This is a genomic window from Colwellia sp. MB02u-14 (genome assembly GCF_014076915.1).
In the GTDB taxonomy this organism is placed as follows: Bacteria; Pseudomonadota; Gammaproteobacteria; order Enterobacterales; family Alteromonadaceae; genus Colwellia_A.
Map to the genome: position 1 here is coordinate 118958 of NZ_JACGUX010000080.1, position 20988 is coordinate 139945.

Sequence of the window (20988 nt, forward strand, 5' to 3'; positions counted from 1 at the left end):
TTTAATTTAACAATGAAGTTCGCCACTTATTAAAATTGATGTCGTACCTAATTAAAGCTAATAAATAATTAAAAAATAAGAATTTCTTTTAGTTTCGTTTTTGAGACCTATTTTATAAAAACGAGATAATTTATTAATGACGGATTGAATTGGTAGCGAAATAATGAACAATATAATTAAAGACGGATTTCGAGTTTCCCCTTATCAGACACGAGTATGGACACTAAGTAGTAATTTAGATGATGCATTTAATTGTCACTTATTACTTGAATTAACGTCAGCCATAACATCTGACTTATTGATTTCTGCAATTAAAAATGTTGTCGATAAACATGAACTACTACGTACCTCAGTACGTTGTCCTGATGGTCATATAATACCGTTGCAATATATAGAAGACGCAGTTGAAATAAAAATAGAACGCCTGTCAATTGAGTCAAAGTCTTGTTCAGAAGAACAGTTGAAAACACTGATAGAAAGTGAATTTGATTGTAATAGCCAAAGTCAAAAATCTCCGCTGGAAGTTACATTGCTCGAACAGGGCGAAGATCTTACGCAGATTTTGTTAAGAATACCGTCAATTTACGGTGATGGACAAACATTGATCAATATCTGGAATGAATGTTTAGCTTATTATTATAAATTGGAAACAACAGAAGACCCTTTTCAGTACGCTGATGTAGCCGAGTGGCTTCATGAAGGGATGGAAACAGAAGAAGCTGTAGAGGGTAAAAAATTCTGGAATGATAGAAACGTTGTTGCAGAGCAGAAAATTCATTTATTAAAAGAACCTCAAGACCAAGGTGATAGCTGGTCACCTAAAGCATTACCATTAACGCTTAGCGGCAAAACAAAAATTAATATCAAGCATTTAGCTGACAATCATCAGATCCCAGCTTCTCAATTGTTGTTAAGCTGCTGGGCTGCTTATTGGTCTATTCAAAATGATGTCTCCAACACAAGAATCGGCACACTTTTTTCTTCAAGAACCTATGATGAGTTGATGGATGTATGTGGTGGTTTAGCTAATTATTTGCCGTTACAAACGACGATAACAGACGAAGATTCTATTGAAACGTTTAGCAAAAAAATGCAATCAGACGTAGCAGAAATGCAAAACTGGTTACATTATTATTCAAGTCATCAGGAAGTGGCTGAACAGTCTTATTACTCGCTTGGTTGTAATATTCAAGAATGCGACTTCATCGAATCACCTTGTGGTTTTGCGGTTAATTCGTGGGCTGTAAACAACGAAAGGTTTGATATTCAGTTAACGGGTTATATTCATAACGACGCGTATCAACTTGAACTTGCTTTTAATGAAGCTTTGTTGTCGACAGTAAAAGCTGAGCGTGTTGCAAAGCAGTTTGAGGCATTTATTGAGCAAGCATTAACGAATAAGCAAGCACCGTTAAAATCAATTAATTTCCTTAGCCAGGAAGAAAAATCATTATTATTGACGGGTGGTTTTCAAGGTGAAAAACAAGATTTTAGCGCTAATTTTAGCAATAATTTCAATAATAGCTCCAACAACAGCTTGATCCATGAAATGGTGGAATATTATGCCGCCAATTCACCAGAGGCTATTGCTGTACGTAATAAGGAGCTTACTTTAACTTATGGCGAACTTAATGCCCGAGCTAACCAAGTCGCTAATTATTTGATTGCCGAGGGCATTGGTGAAAATGCACGGGTTGGATTATTGTTACGTCGTTCAGAATTATTTCTTGTTGGCATATTAGGTGTGCTGAAAACAGGTGCAGCTTATGTTCCCGTTGATCCTGAATTTCCACAAGTACGTATTGAACATATGATCAGTGATGCACAAGTATCATTTATTCTTACACAAGCTAATGTCGTTGAAGGTCAGACGGCAATTTTTACGTCGGATTCTATTAAAAATATTAGCTTAGACAGTGAGTGGTCTTCAATTGAGGGATGTGATACCCAAAACGTAAAATCATCGGTTACAGGCGATAGTGCCGCTTACTTAATTTATACCTCAGGTTCTACAGGTAATCCTAAAGGGGTAGTGATATCTCACGCCTCTTTAACAAATTATGTTAATGGTGTTGAGCAAAGATTAGCATTAGCGGCTGACGACACCCTGGCTGCTTTATCAACTATAGCTGCTGACTTAGGGCATACCGCCATATTTGGTGCAATATGTACAGGCAGAACATTAAGTTTACTGCCTGAAGAAATGAATCTTGATGCGGAATTATTAGCTGCTTACCTTGAAGAAAGCCCGATAGATTGTCTTAAAATTGTACCGTCTCATTTAAGTGCTTTATTAAGTTCTGAATCGGCATTGAATTTATTACCTAAAAAACTATTAGTCTTCGGTGGTGAAGCCTTAGATTATTCGCTGGTACAACGAGTTCGTGCGCTTGCTCCTTCGCTTAGAATTATTAACCATTATGGTCCTTCTGAAACCACAGTGGGTGTACTTAGCTTTGAAGTAGCATTTGAAAATACTCCTGCAACAGGACCTGTGGTTATAGGTCGCCCAATGGCGAACAGTGAAATTTATGTATTAGATCAGCATCAGCAACCACTTGCTATCGGATTAGCGGGTGAGCTTTATGTTGGTGGAGCAGGATTGGCTATCGGCTACTGGGATCAAAAAGCACTGACAAATGAAAAGTTCATCAGTCCTGTTTGTGAAGCTATCACGGCTAAACGTCTTTATGCGACAGGAGATAGAGTACGCTTTTTAGCTGATGGCAGTATCGAATATTTAGGCCGTACAGATGATCAAATAAAGGTCCGTGGTCACCGTATTGAAGTGGGTGAAATTGAACGTGCTATTTTAAAAAGTGAGTCAGTAACCGCGGTTACGGTTAAAGCATTTACAATATCAGATGATGATAAACAATTAGCTGCTTATGTTGTTGCACCCACTTTAAAAGATGATCAATTAGCATCGTTGTGTGACGCCCTAAAAGCATTAATACCTGATACGATGATCCCGTCACAGTGGATTATTCTAGGTCAACTTCCCCTGAACAAAAACGGTAAAGTGGACAAGAAAGCGTTACCAGAGCCTGATTGGACGAAAAGTAATAATAAAACGATTTATGTAGCTCCAAGTAGTGAAACAGAGAAACTTTTAGCGACGATTTGGCAGGATATTTTAAATGTTGAAATAATCGGTATCAATGATGATTTTTTCGAAGTGGGTGGGCATTCATTACTAGCAACCCGAGTTGTTACACGAGTACGCAAAGAACTTAATTTCAAATTAGAAGTACGCGACTTCTTTGCTAACCCAACCATTAATGCACTAAGTCAATTAATAAAACAAACTACAAATACCAGCCATAAGCTGGAGATCCCGAGCAGACTTTCGCCGTTGCCTTTGTCTTATGCTCAAAAAAGTTTATGGGTGACTACACAGTTAAGTGGTGGTGCCAGTGCTTACAATATTTGTAGCCCGGTAGAATTAAAAGGGGCCTTAGACAGCGAAGCGTTGCAAAAAAGTTTACAAGCCATTGTTGACCGTCATGAAGTATTGCGGACCAATATGGTTGAACAAAATGACGAGGTAGTGCAACTAATACACGCGTCTATGGAATTACCATTTACCGTTACTTCACTAGAGCAAACAGACGCTGAGCAACTTGATGAAACAATCAAGCAAGCGATAGCCAAAATTGGACAACGTAAGTTTGATTTAGCAAATGATCCACTGATAGAAGCGAGTTTATTTGTAATCTCTCCTGAACGTCATGTTTTGGTGCTTAATGTTCACCATATTGTTACCGATGGCTGGTCATTCGACATAATCATTCGTGAATTTGTACAATTTTATCAACATTATACTGCGGGTCTTAATTTAGACAATATAGCGCCTTTACCGATGCAATACGGCGACTATACAATGTGGCAATTAAGTCAGGCGAATGACGATTCAATTTTACAACAATTAGATTATTGGCAACAACAGCTTGCTGACTTATCACCAACACTGGATTTACCGTTGGATTTTCCTCGTCCGTCAATGCCAACTTTTAACGGTGCACGAGAGCATTTTCAGTTTGATAGCGAAGTAGACCAACGCGTTAAGTCGTTGTGTTTAAAAGAAGGCGCTTCATTATTTATGACTACTTTGGCTGCTTTTCAATTAGTGCTGAGTCGTTTTACCGGTCAATCAGATATTACGATAGGCTCACCAATCGCTAACCGTACTGAAAGTGAATTTGAGTCATTAATTGGATTTTTTGTTAATACATTGGTATTGCGTGGAAAAGTAGACAGCTCGTTAAGTTTTAGCCAATTTTTACAACAGATTAAAGAAACAACGTTGGCAGCTTATGAAAATCAAGACGTGCCATTTGATCAAGTTTCTAACTTAGTTAATAAAGATAAAAGTGCAGGAAGTACAGCAAAAGCACCTTTGTATCAAGTACGTATGGTGATGCGTAATCAGCCGATGAATAGCATTGACGTTGAAGGTGTTCAGGTAACGCCGTTAATGCAAGATTTCAGTACAGCAAAATTTGATTTATTACTTATTTTAGAAGAAGGGGAGAATGGTCTTCAGGGATCGCTTGAATATAATACTTCACTGTTTCGTTCTGAAACTATCAATCGAATTGTTAATGGTTTTAAACAAACTCTGGATGTTCTTTCAAATAACCCTGAGGTTGCGCTAGCTGATATTGAAGAATTGTTCACGGAAAAAGAAGTTAATACAGCGCTTGAGCTAATGCAACGTGAGCAACCTCAAGCAATGCAAACAGAGTTAACAAATGTTGAAGCTTCAAAGACTGTTGCACAGGTTTTTGAAAAACAGGTAAATGCATTTGGTGAACAAGATGCGATTGTTTTTAATAAAATTCGCCTTACGTATGCAGAATTTAATGCAAAGGCCAATTGTCTGGCGAATACTTTAATCGAACAGGGAATAAAACCTCAGTCAAAAGTTGCTATTTTATTGCCTAGAAATGAGTACTATCCACTGTCGATGTTTGCTTGTCTTAAAGCAGGCGCGATATTTATTCCAGTAGATAATGAATGGCCGATTGAAAGAATTGAAAGCATCGTTCAGGAAGCAAAATGTGAATTAGTGATCAGCCAGAGTGATTACAATTTCGGATCAAATATCACCAGCATTAATTTAGCATTAACAACTTTGAGTGATGATGCGAATAACCCTAATATTGAAGTTGATAGTAATCAAGCTGCCTATATTTTGTATACGTCAGGCTCAACAGGTGTACCTAAAGGTGTTGAAGTTAGTCACAGAAATTTACTGAGTTATTTGCAAAGTATTCATCTGGAATTGAAACTACCAGAAAATGCTCAAATGCTGGCGATGTCTACCATGGCGGCAGATTTAGGTTATACCGCATTGTTTGGTGCATTATGCAGTGGTCGTTGCTTCCGTTTTTTCCCTGTTGAATTTAACTTGGATGCCAATCAATTGGCTGATGCATTGCAGCAGGAACCTGTGACTTGTATGAAGATCACGCCTTCTCATTTAGAAGGGTTGCTGACATTATCTGATCCGGCAGGTATTTTACCAACCGAATGTTTGTTACTTGGTGGCGAGCGCTTAATGCCGGGTTTAGTGAGCAAAGTGCTCGAACTTAACCCTGACTGCAGAATCATCAACCATTATGGGCCGACAGAAAGTACCATTGGGGCACTGAGTTATGACGTTTCTAAAGGTGCTGCACTAGATGGAAGCCGCTCTGTTCCTATTGGCAAGCCATTAGCAAACAGCTACGTATATATCTTAGACAATGATTTAAAATTAGTGCCTCAAGGTGTTGCCGGTGAATTATACATTGGTGGTGAAGGGGTATCTTTGGGTTACTTTAATCGTGATGAATTAACTGAGGTCAGTTTTTTGAATGACCCGTTTAGCCATAGCCGATTAAATACTCAAACAAGTGGTAAAATTTACCGTACCGGTGATCGCGTTCGTCAATTAATTGATGGCAATATTGAATTTGTTGGTCGTATGGACGAACAAGTAAAAATTAGAGGTTATCGGGTAGAGCCGGGTGAAATTGCAACAATCATCAGCAATCTGGCAGATGTGGTGGACGTTTGTGTACTTCCGGTTGAACATCCTGTTACGTCAGAACTAGTATTAGCTGCTTACATCGTTGGACCGCAAGACATAGCTTCAACTGTTATTGACCAGCTTAGTCTTAAATTACCACAATATATGGTTCCTAGCCTGATTGAAGTGCTTGATAAATTACCATTAACGGCAAATGGTAAAGTTGATCATAAAGCCTTGCCAGAACCTTCTGCGCATAAATCAACTGATAAACTTCAAGCGCCGAGAGATGAAGTTGAAGAAGCGCTTGTTTCTATCTGGCAATCAGTATTAGGTTTAGAAAAAGTTTCTGTGAACGCCAATTTCTATCAAATGGGCGGTGATTCGATTAAAGCATTACAAATTATTGCACAGGCGCGTAAAATTAATTTGGTGTTTACCCCACAACAACTTTTCAATGTGTTGACGATTAGTCAGGTAGCTGACTTAATTGAAACACCATATTCATCTACTGAACAAGCGTTATTAGCGATTGCTCGCGAAGTGTTGAATAACGATGCTATTACTCGTCACGATTTATTTTTGAAGTTAGGTGGCGATTCTATAAAAGCGTTGCAAATTATAGCGTGTGCAAGACAAAATAATATTGTGTTTACCCCCTCACAATTATTGGAATATCAATCTATTGCGGTATTGTCACGTGCAATTGTTAGTCATCAACAAGATGATGTGCGTCCGCAGGCCGGAGTTTCTTTTGACGTTGCTCCTTTTGAACTGGCTGAAATGACCGCTGAAAAACTTGAAGAGTTACGTCAAGATCCTAAAGTAGCCGATGTCTATCCTGCATCTCCAGTTCAACAGGGGATGTTGTATCATTGTTTGGCGGCGCCTGAAGAGGGATTATATTTTAATCAGGTGATTGGCAACTTTAGTCAGGGTATTGATATCGATGCTTTCAGTAAAGCGTTTGAAGCAGCAATTAATCGCCATGATATTTTACGAACGTCTTTTTTGTGGGGAGATGTAGCTATTCCACATCAAGTGGTTGCAGCCCAGTTAACTTTGCCGTTAATAGTGCATAACTGGCAGGAAATGGATAAGACAGCACAAAATAAAGCGATTGAAAATTTATTAGAAGAAGATCGTAACCATCATTTCGAGTTAGACAATGCACCATTACTTCGCGTCAATATTATTCATTGTTCTGAACGTGAAGCGCTTGTTGTATGGAGCTATCATCATTTGTTATTGGATGGTTGGTGTTTATCATCTTTCATTAGCGAAATATTAGCAGATTATCAGGCTCGTATTGAAGGTCAGGCTTTAGTTTTAGCAAAGCCGGCAAGTTACCGTAACTATATTGCCTGGTTAGCACAACAGGACGAAGCATCTGCTAAATCTTTCTGGAGCAATCAATTAGCTGGTGTTGAAGGAGCAACAGCGCTTCCTATAGCTAAAAACAAAACGGGAATAACGGGTAACGGTCGCATTGTAGAAACATTGGATCCAATTCTAACGACTGCAGTAAGCCAGTTAGCACAAGCGTGTAATGTAACGCTAAATACTATAATTCAATCTGCCTGGACAATTTTGTTGTCAAAATACAGTGGACAAAAAGATGTTGTTTTTGGTGCTACAGCGGCAGGTCGTCCGGTAGAGTTGGAAGATTCAGATAGCATGCTGGGTTTATTCATCAATACTTTGCCTATTCGCCAGGTGATTGAAGGTAATGCCAATATTGCTGAGTTAACCAAGCAAATTCAAACAACCAATTTAGCAGTGCGAGAATTTGAATATACGCCATTGAAAGAAATTAAGTCTTGGAGTCAAGTTGCACCAAATGCATCATTGTTCGACAGTATCGTTGTATTTGAAAACTATCCTATTGGTAAAGGTAATCAAGAACTACAGGATAAAGTAGGGATCACAATTTATAACGGTGATCAAACTTCAGGTGGCGGCACGGGCTTTCCTTTGACCTTGATGGTTATTCCTGATGAAGAATGCCGATTTGAGCTTATTTATGAGCAGGACAAATTTGAACAAGCTGTTGTTGCCGACATGCTTGCTCACTTTACCGCATTATTGCACAACATGGTTAATAGTGGTGAGCAAGGTAAAGTTAGTCAACTATCGTTAATGACTCCAGTTGTAGAGAGTGCTTATTTAAAAACACTCACTACTTCTGAATGCGCTACTTCTGATTGCAACACTGAACTGAGAGCCGAATTAATTCATCAAACATTTGAAGCAAAAGCAGCACAGTTTGCTACAAAAACAGCGGTTTCATTTGATGACGTACACTTAACTTATGCAGAGCTAAACGCACAAGCCAACCAGTTAGCCAATTTATTGCGTGATAAGGGCGTTAGTGAGGGGGATTTTGTCGGTATCTGTATGGAGCGCAGTCACTTAACTATTTTAGCAATTATTGCCATTTTGAAAGCGGGTGCAGTTTATGTTCCTGTTGAATCGACAGCACCACAAGACCGTATCAGTTATATATTTGATGATGCAAAGGTTAAGTTCGTACTGACAGAATCACAAGTAAACCTACCGTTTTCTGAAACAGATGAATTGATTTATTTGAATGAACTTGATGCAGAATTGGCAGCATTTGATGCTAACAATTTGAATTTGTCACTTAAACCTAATGCGAGTGCTTATGTTATTTATACTTCAGGTACGACAGGTCAACCTAAAGGCGTAGTGGTTAGTCATAATAACGTATCACGACTATTTTCAACATCTCAGCCACTGTTCAACTTCACAGACAAAGATGTTTGGACGTTATTCCACTCATATGCCTTTGATTTTTCAGTATGGGAAATATGGGGAGCCTTGCTTCATGGTGGTCACTTAGTTGTAGTTCCTTATTGGATCAGTCGTTCGTCTGATAGCTTTTATGATTTATTGTTAAAGTATAAAGTAACGGTATTAAACCAAACACCATCTGCCTTTAAGTTATTGAATAACGTTGATGAGAATCATGCAAAACATAATGAACTAGCGTTACGTTACGTAATTTTTGGTGGTGAAGCGCTGGAAAGCAGCATACTTAAATCCTGGACTGAGCGTCATGCCCTTGATGACATCCAATTAATCAACATGTATGGCATTACAGAGACAACGGTTCATGTAACTTATAAATGTTTAAGTGAAAGTGACTTGCTTGTATCTGTCAGTAATATTGGTAAAGCCTTGCCTGATTTGAATGTTTACGTACTTGATGAATATAAAAATGTACTTCCTGCAGGTGTTTGCGGTGAATTGTATGTGGGTGGAACTGGAGTAGCCAAAGGGTATTTGGGTAAAGAAGAACTTACTAAAGAACGTTTTATTGATCATTCCCTTACCACTAGCAGTAAACTTTACCGCAGTGGTGATTTGGCGAAATATAACGTTGATGGTGATTTAGAATACTTGGGGAGAATTGATCAACAAGTAAAAATTCGTGGTTTTAGAATTGAGTTAGGCGAGATTGAAGCTTGCTTACTTGAACATGAAAAAGTAAAACAAGTTGTTGTGGTTGTTAAAGAAAACTCAACTGACAGCAAACAGCTGGTTGCTTATATTGTAGGTGATGTTGAACCTGATTCGTTAAAAGCACATGCCAGTAGCTTTTTACCCGACTATATGGTGCCATCATTAATCTTGAGTTTAGATGCCTTACCATTAACCATTAATGGTAAGGTTGATGTAAAAGCATTGCCAAATCCAATGGATGTAATTGTTCACCATGAAGACGGTGAGCCGCAAAATGAATTACAGAGAAAGATCGCTCAGGTTTGGAAAAACACACTGAATGTAACTCAGGTGGGTATTCACGATAACTTTTTCGAGCTGGGTGGTGATTCAATTGTTAGTTTGCAGATTGTTTCTCGATTAAAGGACGTTGGTCTGGAGATCACACCTAAGCAACTTTTTGAAACTCAGACAATCTTGGCCATGAGTCAAGTGGTTACTGTGACAAGTGTTTCAAAAATAATTGATCAATTAGCCCCTGTTGTCGGGCACGCAAGTATTACTCCGATCCAGCATTGGTTCTTTGGCCTTGAACACGGAAATATGAATCAGTGGAACCAATCTCAGCTGTTCAAGTTGAATGAATCTATTGATCTGGATGTGTTAAAAAGTGCATTAGACGCTATTCAACATCAACATGATAGTTTACGCAGCAAGTTCTCTTCTGTACAGGATAAATGGCAACAAGAGATCCAAGTACAAACTTTTGATGTACTGCAAACTATCTCATTAGAAGAAGCTGTAGCATCTGGTGGCGATGTAGCAGCATTAATCAAGCAAACTACAGATGAAATACAAACCAGTTTATCGATTGAAAATGGTCCTATCTGGCGTGTTGCTTATATCAATTTAGGTGAAAAGCACGGTGAACGTTTGTTTATCACTTGTCATCATTTGGTTATCGATGGTGTTTCGTGGAGAATTTTATTGGATGATTTATTTAGTTTTTACAATCAAGCTAAATCTGGTCAAACAATAGAGTTACAGGCAAAAAGTACTTCGGTTTTAGATTGGAGTCATGGTTTAGCTGAATACGCTATGTCATCCAAAGTTGTACAACAGCTGGGTTATTGGAAAGCCATTGCAAACAACTCTTATGCACCAATTCCACAGGATTTTGAAAATGGCAGCAATACCGTAGATTCGACAGAAAGGTTGTCATTTGAGTTAGATATTGCTGACACTACAGCATTGTTGAAAAAAATTCCTGAAGTGTATCGTACCCGTATTAATGATATTTTATTAACCGCATTGTCGCAGACTTTATGTAATTGGATGGATTCTGAAACATGTTTAATCAGTTTGGAAGGACATGGCCGGGAATTAGTAAATGATTCTTTTGACGTGAGTCGAACAGTGGGCTGGTTTACTAATTTATTTCCAGTGGCACTACCTGCGTGTTCAAATGATATGCGTCAATCGATATTATCAATTAAAGAACACCTGAGAAGTATTCCTAACAACGGTATTGGTTACGGGGCATTACGATATCTTCATTCTGATGATGAAGTGCGTGCCTCTTTAGTGGTTAACCCTGAAATTACATTTAATTATCTGGGACAATTTGATAATTTGGATGCATCAAAAAGCTGGTTGAGTTCTGCGACAGAAGAGAAAGCTCCAAATCAGGATCTAAACGGTAAACGTCATAGTTTAATTGATGTTGGCGGTGCGGTTTTTAATGGTAAATTTCAAATTACATGGAGCTATTCAAACGCTTATTTTGATAGTGCTACTATTGAAAAGTTAGGGAGTGATTATATTCAGGCCTTAAAATCTATTGTGTTACATTGCCAAGAACCTCTAAGTGGCGGAGTATCACCTTCAGATTACCCATTACTTAACATCACACAATCGCAAATAGACACAATTCAAAGTGTTCCACAGTGGCGCTTAACTAAAGATGCTTATCCTTTATCGCCAATGCAGGAAGGTATTCTGTTTCACGAGCGATTATCTCCTGATGAAAGTGTTTATTTCAATCAACTTAGCGGCATTGTTGAAGGCGAACTGGATATTGAACACTTTAAAAATTGTTGGCAAAAACTGATTGAACGTCATGATATATTGCGCACGCGATTTATTTGGGAAGGCATCGACGCACCTGTTCAATTGATAGAAAAATCAGCGGTTATGCCGATCACTATTGAAGACTGGCAAACTTATTCGAGTGAAGAGCAGCAAGAAAAGCTGGAAGAATACCTGACGAAAGACAGAGCAAGTGGCTTTGATTTTCAACAAGCTCCACTTATGCGTGTAGCGCTTATTCAGCTTAGCGAAACGTCTTATTATTTGGTCTGGAGTCGTCATCATTTATTACTTGATGGCTGGTGTACCGGTATATTGATGGGAGAATTATTAGATTGCTACAATAAATCAATCAGTGGTCAAGATTGGAACCCAGGTGTACCTCGTCCTTTTTCTGCTTACATTGAGTGGTTGCAAAATCAAGACATGTCTAAAGCAGAAAGCTTCTGGCGTTCTTCTTTGGCTGGTATTGATGAGCCAACTGCATTGCCTATGCATAACGATAAAAATGATTTTGGTTATAACAAGCAACATTTAACCTTGCCTGTAGATGTGACAGCTCAATTACAAACGTTGGCGAAAAGTTGCCGTGTTACTATGAATACCTTAGTTCAGGCTGCATGGTCGCTTTTACTTGGGGCTTACAGCGGGCAGAAAAAAGTATTGTTTGGCTCTACCACATCAGGACGACCTGCAGATTTAGCCGGTGTTGAGCAAATACTTGGATTATTTATCAATACCTTGCCTGTACCGGTAGCGTTAGGTTTTGACTTGAGTTTGAAAGATTGGTTGCAGGAGATTCAGCAAACCAATTTAAATATGCGAGAATTTGAATATTCACCATTGTCTGATGTTCAGCAGTGGAGTGAAATTGTTAATCAACACGCCTTGTTCCATAGCTTGTTAGTTTTTGAAAACTTCCCGACTAGAACTCAGGAAGGTGCATTAGATTTTACCCGTATTGGTAATAGCGATCGTACCAATTATCCCTTGGCACTTATTGCCGTTGCACAAGAAACATTGTCGGTTGAATTTTGTTATCAAACAGGTCAATTTACATCCGATAAGATTGAGCAAATGATGGGGCATCTTAGTAACATCTTTATCGATATGCTAAACAAGGCTGAAGAGTCTGTGGGTGCTTTGTCTATGCTAAGTAAAGAAGAGAGGGAACAATGTATTCACGAGTGGAATCAAACCTCAACACAATATCCGGAGAATGCTAATTTAGCGAATATTTTTGAACAGCAAGTAGCAAAAGATGGTGATGCTACTGCATTGCATTATGACGAGGCGAAGTTAAGCTATAGTGAATTAAATGAGCAAGCGAATCAGTTAGCCCACTGGTTACACTCAGAAGGTGTTGATGTAGGTGAATTTGTGGGTGTTGCATTACCTTCAAGTATTGATTGGGCTGTTACTGTGTTAGCAATCATTAAATTGGGTGCGACATATGTGCCGCTAGATCCGAGTTATCCGGCTGAACGTTTGCGTTATATTGCCCAAGATGCTGAACTACGTTGGGTGATAGGCAACGATGCACAACTTGAACAGATACCAGCGATAGAAAACGTTATTTTTCTTGCTGCGATAAAACAAGCGTTAGCGCTGCAACCAAACCATAATTTGGAGTGTATAATATCCAGCAATACTTTGGCTTATATTACCTACACTTCAGGCACAACAGGTCAGCCTAAAGGTGTGATGGTGCCGCAAAAAGGCGTGCTGCGTTTAGTTTTGAACACAAATTATGTTAATTTACAGCCACAAGATAATCTTGCACAGTTGTCTAATACGGCATTTGACGCGGTAACTTTTGAGTTATGGGGAGCATTGTTAAACGGTGGTACGCTGGTTGATATTGCCAACGATATTATTTTATCACCGGTTGATTTGGCTGGCGCATTGCGAGAAAAGGAAATCAGCGTGTTATTCATTACCGGAGCATTGTTTAATCAGGTAGTGAAAGAAGTGCCTGATGCATTTTCAACTGTATCGACCGTTATAGTGGGTGGCGAAGCATTAGAACCTGACGCTATCAGAGCTTTATTAGCGTCTGCACCACCCAAGCGTTTGTTAAATGGATATGGACCGACAGAAAATACTACCTTTTCTGTGTGTCATGAAATTAAACAAGTAGATAAGGATCAAAAATCCGTACCGATAGGTCGTCCTATTGCTAACTCAACTGCTTATATATTAGATATTAATCAACAACCTGTTCCTGTTGGTGTGAAAGGTGAATTATACCTTGGCGGTGATGGTTTAGCGCTGGGTTATCTTAATCAGAAAGAATTAACTCAGCAAAAATTTATTAAACATCCATTTAGTCAGGAGCCGTCAGCTAAGCTTTATCGAACAGGGGATTTAGCACAATATTTACCCTCCGGTGATATTGAATATCTTGGCCGTGTTGACCATCAAGTAAAAATTCGTGGATTTAGAATTGAATTAGGCGAGGTAGAATCAGTACTGCAAGAGCATGAGAGCGTTCATCATTGTATTTTGGTTGTGCGAGGCGAAACGTCACACGATAAACAATTGGTAGCATACGCGGTGTCAGAGGAAAGTGGAGATACGTTAAAAGCCTGGTTACAAGATAGATTACCTGAGTATATGGTTCCTACTTTTGTGGTGATTTTGGATACATTACCTTTAACAAGTAATGGTAAGCTTGATCGTGCAGCCCTGCCGGCAATTGATATATCAAGCGCAATATCAGCAAACTATGAAGCGCCAGTTACAAATACTGAAAAAAGTTTGCACACACTTTGGTCAGATATACTTAAGTTAACGCAAGTGAGTGTTACCGCTAACTTCTTTGAATTAGGTGGACACTCGTTATTGGCAACGCGTTTGGTTTCGGCTATTCGCCAAAGCTTATCGGTTGAACTACCGTTAAAAATGCTATTTGAAAAATCTACAATTCGGGCATTAGCCGAGGAAATAGACGAAAAACTAGGCAATGAAGATGTTCAAACTACTGGTTTGGCTGCGATAGAATCAGTATCCAGAACAGAAGACTTGCCATTGTCATTTGCTCAGCAACGTTTATGGTTTATTGACCAAATGGATACAGCATCGGCAAATTACAATATGCCAATGGCTATTCGTTTTCAGGGTAATTTAAACATCGACGCACTACAACGTGCTTTTGATACCATCATTGCTCGCCATGAAAGCTTAAGAACAGTGTTTAAAACTCAGGAAGGACAAGCGGTCCAAGTTATTCTTGAACCTAAAGAAGTGTTAATACCTTTAATCGATTTACCGACCAGTGATAGTAATTTGGAAGCGTTGGTTAATGAACATGCTTTACGTTCTTTTGATTTGTCTACAGACTTGATGTTGCGTGTAACACTTGTACGTGAAAACAGTAATTCACACGTGATCTTGTTTAATATGCATCATATTGCTTCAGATGGCTGGTCAATGAGTGTATTAATCAGCGAGTTTACTCAGCTGTATAAAGCTTATATAGCAGGTGATACTGATCCGTTAACGCCTTTGAATATTCAATATGCTGATTATGCTCATTGGCAGCGTCAGTGGTTGAATGGCTCTGTGCTTGAACAACAATTGTCATATTGGGAGCAGAAACTAAACGGTTTACCCCCTTTACATGATTTACCGTTAGATTACTCAAGGCCTGCAGAAAAGACTTATCATGGCGCTGTTTATAATCACAACATCAGTGGTTCATGTGCTAACGGATTAAATGAACTAAGTAAACGCAGCAGTACAACGTTGTTTATGACATTGCAAGCGGCATTTTCTGTACTATTAAGCCGCTATAGCAATGAAACCGATATTGTTATGGGGACGCCTGTTGCGGGCAGAACTCAGGCTGAAGTAGAATCCTTGATTGGCTTTTTTGTTAATACTTTAGTGCTACGCCTTGATTTAGACAATAACCCGAGTTTTGACGCTGTATTAGCGCAAGCAAGACAAGTTTCACTGGATGCATTTGCTCATCAGCATGTTCCATTTGAAATGTTGGTAGAAAATTTGCAGCCAGAGCGTAGTCTGAGTTATACCCCGCTGTTCCAAATAATGTTTGTTTTGCAAAACAATGAACAGCCTTTAGAGAATATGGAAGACATCAGTTTAAGCAGAGTTAAGCAGGAAAGAACGCTAGCTAAATTTGATCTTACGTTAACAATGAGTGAACAAGCAGATGGACTTAGCGTTAATTGGGAATACAACCGAGATTTATTTGCACAAGAATCAATAGAGCAAATGGCTAAATGTTTCACGGTATTGTTAGATAGCATAATAAAAGATTCAGCTGAAACAATTCTTTGTTTGCCAATGATGAACGATACAGCACGGCAAGTACTGGTATTGGCTGGTCAGCCTAAAGTTGCTCGTGATTTTATTGAGACAAATGAAGGTGAAATAACGATTCATCAGAAATTTGAACAACAAGTACAGCTTAATCCACAGTCAGTAGCGCTTAGCTATGATGGTATAACAACCAGTTACGGTGAGCTTAATGCTCAAGCGAATCAATTAGCGCATAAACTCATTGCTGAAGGTGTTAACCCTGATGATTTAGTTGGTCTGTGTTTTAATCGTTCTGCTGATATGATCATTGGTATGCTGGCGGTACTTAAAGCCGGTGGGGCATATGTACCTCTTGATCCGGCTTACCCGAAAGAACGACTGCATTACATGGTAGAAGATGCGCAATTAAGCATTGTTATTACTGATGCCGGGTTGGTTGAACAAATAGGATTTGAAGAAACCATTTGCTTGTGTACTGATACACTTGCAGCTGAAATTGAACAAGAGTCGAGTGTTAACCCTTTGGTTGCAGTATTAGCATCAAATCTGGCTTATGTTATTTATACATCGGGTTCAACGGGACAGCCAAAAGGCGTTTTAATTGAACACCAAAATGTATTGCGTTTATTTACTTCAAGCAAAAAGCATTTTAATTTCAATGCTGAAGATGCCTGGACATTATTTCATTCATTTTCCTTTGACTTTGCTGTTTGGGAAACATGGGGAGCACTCATTCATGGTGCCCGATTAGTTAACGTTTCTCAGGAAATAAGTCGTTCTCCGGATCAGTTTGTTAATTTACTGATAGAAGAGGGCATTACCGTGTTAAACCAAACACCTTCTGCTTTCTATAATTTACTTGAGCACATTGTGCCTTGCGAACGCCAGTTTAGTTTACGTTATGTTGTTTTTGGTGGTGAAGCTTTAGAGCCAATGAAATTGCTGCCCTGGTTTGAACGCTTTACCGATAATTCGCCAGAAATGATCAACATGTATGGTATTACTGAAACAACAGTACACGTTACTTATCGCCGCATACATGCTGAGCATAGTCAATCATCAATCAGTGATATTGGTGTCGCACTGGAAGACTTAGGTTTATATGTTTGTAATGCGGAAAAACAATTATTACCAATGGGTATGCCGGGCGAACTTTATGTAGGTGGTGCCGGATTAGCACGTGGATATTTAAATCGTCCGGAAATGACGAATGAACGTTTTGTTAAGGACTTTATTACTTCTGAAACAGAAGGACGTTTGTATAGAACGGGTGATTATGTACGCTTAAGTAAAGACGGTGCATTGGAATATCTTGGTCGTACAGATGAACAAGTAAAAGTACGTGGTTTCAGAATTGAATTAGGTGAGATACAAAATCAACTTATCCAACATGAAAACGTGGCGGATGCTGTTGTGGTGGTGCGTAGTACAGCTAATGATAACAAGTTTATTGTTGCTTATATTATTCTTCCAGCCGGAAGCAATGAAGCAAACACTGATAGTTATCAGCAACAGCAGTTAACGTTAACATTGAAACAGGCGTTATTAGCTGCATTACCTGAGTATATGGTGCCAACTGCGTTTGTTTATTTACCTGCATTACCATTGACGCAAAACGGTAAAATTAATCGCCACGCATTACCAGCCCCAGATCTTGCTGAGAATTCTCAGGGAAGCTATGAAGCACCTGTGACTACGTTAGAGCAGGAACTGCATCAGGTGTGGTCTGAATTATTAAATATAGGGACTATTAGTGTAACGGCAAATTTCTTTGAATTGGGAGGACACTCGTTACTGGCTTCACGTCTTGCATCTGCAATCAGAACTGAAATGGCGCAGGATGTTTCGCTAAAAACAATATTCAGTACACCAACTATCAGAGAACTTGCTGCGCAAATGCTGATTGTCGATAAAGATAATGCGTCGTCAGCATTGACGATTCAACCAGTAGACAGGTCTCAATCTTTACCTTTGTCTTTTTCGCAACAGCGTATGTGGTTTATCGAACAAATGTCAGGTACAGGCTCTAGTTATAACATGCCAATGGCCGTTAGGTTTGATGGTCAGTTAAACCTGAATTATGTTAATAAAGCGATTAATGAAATTATAAAAAGGCATGAAATACTCCGGACAACATATCAGGATAACGATGGTGAACTTGAACAAATTGTTCAATCATTCGCTCCGCTAACCATGAAGATTATTGAGTTGAATTATTTAGATGAAAGTGAAAAATCGGTTACCTTGCATGAAGTTATTAATGCGCATGCGACAGAAACTTTTGCTTTAGATGCTGATCTGATGATCCGTGCATTGGTTGTTAAACTGACACAAGATAGTCATGTATTAATGGTTAATATGCATCACATTGCTTCTGATGGCTGGTCAATGAATATTCTGCTTAATGAGTTTGCTAGCTTGTATGAATCTTATGTAACAGGTTCGGAATATCCTTTATTACCTTTAGCCATTCAATATTCTGACTTTGCTTTTGCACAACGCACATGGCTAACATTGGATGCCAGAACAGATCATGTGGATTATTGGGCCAATAAATTAGCGAATTTGCCAAAACTGCATAGTTTGCCTTTAGATAATGTTCGCCCTGCTACTCCTTCTTCTAAAGGACAGCTTTATCATCATCCTATTAGTGCAAGTTGTCGTGATGGTTTGGTTGAATTGAGTCGTAAAGCGAAAACCACCTTGTTTATGACATTGCAAGCGGCCTTTTCAGTATTAATTAGTCGCTACAGTAATGAATCAGATATTGTCATGGGTACACCGATTGCAGGAAGAACGCAAAGCGAAATAGAACCATTGATTGGTTTCTTTATAAATACGCTGGTACTAAGAAATAATTTGAGTGGTGAACCCAGCTTTACCGACTTATTGGCACAAGTGAAAACGACAGCATTAGAAGCTTTTGAACATCAAAGTTTACCTTTTGAAATGTTGGTTGAAACTTTGGATGTAGAGCGCAGTACCAGCCATAGTCCTGTTTTCCAAATAATGTTTGCTTTACAAAACAATGAATCAACTCAGTTACAATTGCCAGATTTAACCATAGCAACGCTCCCACAGGAGCATACAACGGCCAAATTTGATTTGACCCTTAATGTTATTGAGCGTGAATCTGGATTGGAAACCAGTTGGGAATACAATAGTGATCTTTTTGATCATCAAACAATTGAGCGTATGGCTGGTCATTTTGATGTGTTGTTGCAATCTATCATTGCATCGCCTGAGCAAAACATTGAAACATTACCAATGATCACCAGCCAAGAAAAAGAACAACTGGTTTATCAATGGAATGAAACCAGTAGTGATTATCCTTCAGAGGAAAATCTGGCGAGCGTATTTGAACAAATAGCAGTACAAAGATCCGAACATGTTGCTGTTAAATTTGGTAACGACACGCTGACTTATAGTGCTTTAAATAGAAAAGCCAATCAATTAGCCAACTGGTTATTACAACAGGAATACACCATTGGTGAACATGTGGGTCTTTCTTTAAGCGCAGGAGCTGACTGGGTTGTGGCACTGTTGGCAATAATAAAAACAGGTCGTGCTTATGTGCCACTCGATTTGAGTTATCCTGAAGAACGATTGAACTATATTGTGCAAGATGCAAATATTCAAACCATCATAGGTTACGGTGAGGCTTTAACGGTATTTGAAGGTTTATCAGTAAATTGTGTGTGTTTAAAGGCAATTAGCTCTGCGTTAGCACTTGCGTCAGAAAATAATTTAACCATGACTGCACAAGGCACCAGCACTGCTTATATCATTTATACGTCAGGTACCACCGGCAAGCCTAAAGGTGCTGTTATTCCGCATCAGGCTGTTAACCGATTGGTCTTGAACACAGATTATGTTGAGCTTGACGAAAATAGTTGTATCGCTCAATTGTCAAATATTGCTTTTGATGCGGTAACCTTTGAATTATGGGGGGCGTTGTTAAATGGTGGTAAGCTGGTTGGCATGGATAAGAATGTAGTATTATCTCCCGTTAACTTTGCGGCTGCACTGCGAGAAAATGAAATTAGTGCGCTATTTATTACGGGAACACTGTTTGCCCAAGTAGTGAAAGAGGTGCCGGATGCGTTTGTAACCTTATGCTCTGTTTTGGTCGGTGGTGACGTAGTAGACCCTGAAGCGGTTAGATCTTTACAGCGTTCTGATCTGCTTCACAATATATCAAATCTTTATGGGCCGACAGAAAACACCACATTTTCAGTTGGTTATAAAATTAATCAAGTTAGTAACGAGCAGAGATCTATACCGATAGGTCGTCCGATTGCTAATTCAACGGCTTATATTCTTGATAAACATCAACAGCCTGTACCAGTAGGCGTTATCGGTGAATTATATTTAGGTGGTGATGGTCTGGCTAAAGGATATTTGAACCGTGATGACTTGAACGCTACTGTATTTGTTAACAATCCTTTTGTTGAAGATAGTAACGCCAGAATGTATCGAAGTGGAGATTTGGCAAGATTTCAAGGTGATGGCAATATTGATTTTGTTGGTCGAACAGACCACCAGGTGAAAATTCGTGGATTCAGAATAGAATTAGGAGAAATAGAAGCGGTTCTTAATGAGCATTCGCAAATAAAAGATTGTATTGTTGTTGTTTCTGGTGAGAATCCGATGCATAAAAAATTAGTTGCTTACGTTGTTGCTCCAGGTATAGATTGGTCAGAACTAAAAACATGGTTTAAAAAGCAAATGCCTCATTACATGCTTCCTGATCATTTTATTGAAATGGTCAAATTACCATTGAATATTAATGGTAAGGTCGACCGTAAAGCATTGCCTGAGCTTAAAACTGCTAACATTGTTAGCAACGAATTTATTGCGCCACGAACAGAAGTAGAGATGCAATTAGCGATAATATGGCAAGAGGTTTTACAACTTGAAAAAGTGAGTATGACAGATAGTTTCTTTGACTTAGGTGGTCATTCACTTATTGCAAGCCAAGTCGTTGGACGAGTGAGAAAACACTATGATGTAGAGATGACGTTGGAAAATTTCTTTAGCGAACCTTCTATTGAAAATATTGCTAAGTTGGTTGAGTCGCAATTGGAATCTTTTGAATTAGAAGAAGATGAAGAAGAATTCATTTTATAGCG

At 38.9% G+C, this 20988-nt stretch carries 1 protein-coding gene; it reads left to right on the forward strand.

Going from position 1 to position 20988, the window contains the following annotated elements; translation table 11 throughout:
* Positions 1 to 163: 163 nt before the first annotated feature.
* On the forward strand, positions 164 to 20986 hold the full coding sequence (locus H4J52_RS13595) for a non-ribosomal peptide synthase/polyketide synthase (RefSeq protein WP_182224925.1): 20823 nt from the start codon (positions 164 to 166) through the stop codon (positions 20984 to 20986).
* Positions 20987 to 20988 lie beyond the last annotated feature (2 nt).